The organism is Falsiroseomonas sp. RANM36, assembly GCF_056682175.1.
On sequence record NZ_JBWXTD010000002.1, the window covers coordinates 288,229 to 292,234 of the forward strand.

Consider the following 4,006-nt stretch of genomic DNA (forward strand, 5'->3'; position numbering starts at 1 on the left):
GGCGGGCCCGCCGCGCGCGGGGGGGGGGGGGGGGCGGGGCCCCGGATCGCCGGCAGGCACCCCGAGCCTGCCGGCATCCTCGCGCGTTCGGAGGATGACATGCAGACACGGCGCCTTCTGGAGATCGGGATGGGTCGGAGGGCCCTCGGCCTCGCGGTCGCCGCCGGGCTGATGGCGCGCGGCGCGCTTGCCCAGCCGGCCGATCCGCTGCCGTCGTGGCGGGGGGGCCCGCGCAAGGCCGCGCTGCTCGACTTCGTGGCCGCCGTCACGCGGGAGGGTGGGGCGGACTTCGTGCCCGCGCGCGAGCGCATCGCCACCTTCGACAATGACGGCACGCTCTGGGTCGAGCAGCCGATGTACACCCAGCTGATCTTCATCCTGGACCGCATCCGCGCGCTGGCGCCCGCGAACCCGGCCTGGCGCGAGGATGCGATCTTCCGCGCGGCGATCGAGGGCGACATGCGCGCGGTCGCGGCCGGCGGCGCAGCGGGGCTGCTGAAGCTCGCCGGCGCCGCGCAGGCCGGCAACACGCCCGAGGAATTCCAGGCGATCGCCGCGCAATGGCTGGCGACGGCGCGGGACGCGCGCTGGGGCCGGCCCTTCACGGCGCTGGTCTATCAACCGATGCTCGAGGTGCTGGCCTTCCTGCGCGCCAACGGCTTCGCGACCTTCATCGTCTCGGGCGGCGGCATCGAGTTCGTGCGGGCCTTCTCGCAGGATGTCTATGGCATCCCGCCGCACCAGGTGGTCGGATCGAGCTTCGCGCTGACGCCGGGCGAGCGGGACGGCCGCATCGTGCTGACGCGGGAGCCGCATGTGGACTTCATCGATGACGGCCCGGGCAAGCCGGTCGGCATCGCGCGCCATATCGGGCAGCGCCCGATCGCCGCCTTCGGCAATTCGGACGGCGACTTCGAGATGCTGCGCTACGCCACCGAAGGGCCCGGCCGCCGTCTCGGGATGATCGTGCGGCACGACGATGCCGAGCGCGAATTCGCCTATGACCGGGAGAGCCATGTCGGACGGCTCGCCAAGGCGCTGGACGAGGCGCCGCGGCGCGGCTGGCAGGTGATCTCGATGCGGCAGGACTGGGCGCGGATCTTCCCCGGCGGGGGATGAGCTGCCGGCCCGACGGACGAACCAAGGAAGGGAGGAAGGCAAGGATGAAGGGACGCCATCTCGTACTGGGCCTGGGCGCCATGCTGTTGGCGCTGCCCGCGCTGGCACAGACGGCCGCGCCGCCGGCGCAACCGCCGGCGCAGGCCGCGCCCGCGGAACCCTTCGCGCGGCGGCGCACGATCCGCGGCGAGGTGCGGGTGCAGAGCGTGGACCAGCAGACGCGCCAGCTGGTGCTGCGCGGGCAGGATGGGCGGCTGGCGACGATCACCGCCGGGCCGGAGGTGCGCAACCTCGCCCAGGTCCGTGCGGGCGACCGCGTCGTGGTCGAATACCGCGATGCGCTGCTGATCGAGATGGCCGCGCCCGGCAGCACGGCGGAGCAGCGCGCCTTCTCGGGCCAGGGGCGGGGGGGGGGGCGGCCCGCCCCCCGCGGGGGGGCCCGGCGCCCGCCGGGGGGGCCCCCGGGCCGTGCGGGGCCGGGGGGGGGGCCGCGCCGGCCCGGGGGCGGGGGGGCGGCACGGCGGAAGCGGTGCAGGTGCGGGTGAAGATCGTGTCGGTCAACCCGGCCGATGGCCGCGTCACCTTCGAGGGGCCGCGCGGCGTGCGCTCCCTCGTGCCGCAGGATCCGCGGCTGCGCGAATTCGTCGCCGGGCGGCGGCCGGGCGACGAGGTCGACGTGACCTGGGCGGAGGCGCTGGCGATCAGCGTGCAGCCGGCACGCACGCGATGAAGCTGCTGCGCCGCGCCCTGCTCGACGGGGCGCTTGTCGTGCTGCCGCTGGGCGCGATCGCGCTGCTGGTGCACGGCATCATCGCGCGGCTCCGCGATGCGGCGGATCCGCTATCGTCGCAATTCGTGCATCCGCTGGTCGGCGCGGTGGCGCTGCTCGTGTTGCTGTGCCTGGCGATCGGCCTGGCGGTGCGCTCCGCGACGGGCGCGGCGCTGCGGCGCAAGGCCGACCGCATGCTGTTCGAGCGCATCCCCGGCTATCGCCTCGCGAAGGCCTATGTCGGCGAGGGGCCGCTGTCGGAGGATGGCCGCCAGCTGCGGCCGGCGCTGGCCAGCATCGAGGAAGGCGAGTGCCCGGCGCTGGTGATGGACGAACTCGCCGATGGCCGGCTGGTGGTCTTCGTGCCCGGCTCGCCCGGCGCGATGTCGGGGACGATCTATCTTTTCGCGGCGGACCGGGTGAGACTTCTCGACGTGCCGCTCATGACCTTCATGCGATGCGTGGCGTCCTGGGGTCTCGGGCTGCGCGAGGTGCTGGAGCAGGCCGAGGCGGCGCAGGCGTCGCCGCCGCCGGCCGGGGGAGGACGCGCATGACATCCGACAACCGCCGCGTCCGCAGGCCCTGGCATCCCGCGCTGCTGCTGCTGGTGGCGGCGGGCTTCGGCGGGGTGGTGTGCACGCATCCGCAGGGACGCGGCGCGCTGGCGCAGACCGCCGCCCCGGCGCAGCAGCCCGCCGCGCCCGCATCCCAGGCCGCGCCCGCCGCGCAGGACGACCGGCTTGACCAGGCCCAGCTCGAGGCGCTGCTGGCGCCGATCGCGCTCTATCCCGACACGCTGCTGATGCAGGTGCTGATGGCCAGCACCTATCCGCTGGAGGTGGTGCAGGCGCATCGCTGGCTGGGCGAGGGCAACAACGCCGCGATCAAGGGCCAGGACCTGGCGAAGGCGCTGGAGGCCGAGAGCTGGGATCCGTCGGTGAAGTCGCTGGTGCCCTTTCCCGACGTGCTGACGATGATGAACGACCAGCTCGACTGGACGCAGCAGGTCGGCGATGCGCTGCTGGCGCAGCAGGAGGACGTGCTGAACGCCGTGCAGGTGCTGCGCGGGCGCGCGCAGGCTGCCGGCACGCTGCAGAGCGGACCGCAGCAGACGGTGAACGTGACCACCAATGTCACCGTCCCGCCGCCGGCGGCGGGCGCGCCGGCCCCCGCCGTGCCGCCGCCGCAGCAGGTGATCGTGATCGAGCCGACGCAGCCGGAGACGGTCTATGTGCCGGCCTACAACCCGAATGTCGTGTACGGCGCGTGGCCCTACGCGTCCTACCCGCCGACCTACTATCCGCCGCCGCCTTCCTGGGGCGTCGGCAATGCGCTGCTGACCGGCATGGCCTTCGCCGGCGGCGTGGCGCTGGTGAGTTCGCTCTGGGGCTGGTCCACGCCCCGCTGGGGCCGCGGCGACGTGGACATCAACGTCAACCGCTACAACAACATCAACGTCAACCGGAACCAGATCACGAGCAACCGCTGGCGGCACGACGAGACGCACCGCCACGGCGTCGCCTATCGCAACAACGAAGTGCGGAACAATTTCCGTCCCGCCGACGGGCCGCGGCGTGCCGATTCGCGGGAACAGTTCCGCGGTCGCGCGCAGCAGATCCAGCGCGAGGGCGGCCTCGACCGGGCGCAGCTCGGCGACCGCGAGCGTCCGGGCGGCGGCGATCGGCCGGGCCTCGGCGACCGCGAGCGTCCGGGCGGCGGCGACCGGCCGGGCCTCGGCGACCGCGAGCGCCCTGGCGGCGGCGACCGGCCGGGGCGCGGCGACCGCGAGCGGCCCGGCGGGGGCGACCGGCCTGCGCGGGGCGACCGGGATCGTCCGGGCGGGGGCGACCGTGCCCGGCCTGGCGGTGGCGACCGGCCTGCGCTGGCGGATCGCCGTGATGGCGGCGCGGCGCAGCGGCCGGCGCAGCGCCCGGCCGAGCGCCCCGCGGCGGCGAACCGGCCGCAGGCGACCGCGCCGAGCGGCCGGCCGCAGGTGCAGCGGCCCGCACCGCAGCGGGCCGATCGCGGCGCGTTGCAGGGCGCGTCGCGGCCGCAGGCCGACCGGGCCGCGGCGGCGGGGGGGCCCGCGAGGCCCGCGGGCCCCCCCCGCCCCCCCGC

5 protein-coding genes are annotated in these 4,006 nt (G+C 75.5%); all 5 read left to right on the forward strand.

All coding sequences use genetic code 11. The features are described from left to right. Positions 1 to 1,119, forward strand: a 1,119-nt coding sequence (locus AC1MIR_RS02295) for an HAD family hydrolase (protein ID WP_480026567.1), incomplete at its 5' end; no start/stop codon positions are given. A gap of 44 nt (positions 1,120 to 1,163) precedes the next feature. Continuing rightward, positions 1,164 to 1,664, forward strand: coding sequence for a hypothetical protein (locus AC1MIR_RS02300; RefSeq protein WP_480026568.1), 501 nt, complete (start codon positions 1,164 to 1,166; stop codon positions 1,662 to 1,664). Further along, the gene (locus AC1MIR_RS02305) at positions 1,655 to 1,849 is read left to right on the forward strand and encodes a hypothetical protein (protein WP_480026569.1); all 195 of its coding nucleotides are present in this window, start codon (positions 1,655 to 1,657) and stop codon (positions 1,847 to 1,849) included. The genes AC1MIR_RS02300 and AC1MIR_RS02305 overlap by 10 nt, the downstream gene beginning before the upstream one ends. Beyond that, the gene (locus tag AC1MIR_RS02310) at positions 1,846 to 2,442 is read left to right on the forward strand and encodes a DUF502 domain-containing protein (protein ID WP_480026570.1); all 597 of its coding nucleotides are present in this window, start codon (positions 1,846 to 1,848) and stop codon (positions 2,440 to 2,442) included. Before AC1MIR_RS02305 ends, AC1MIR_RS02310 begins: the two co-directional genes overlap by 4 nt. Next, the coding region (locus AC1MIR_RS02315; RefSeq protein ID WP_480026571.1) for a DUF3300 domain-containing protein at positions 2,439 to 4,006 on the forward strand (1,568 nt) is incomplete at its 3' end. The genes AC1MIR_RS02310 and AC1MIR_RS02315, both read left to right, overlap by 4 nt.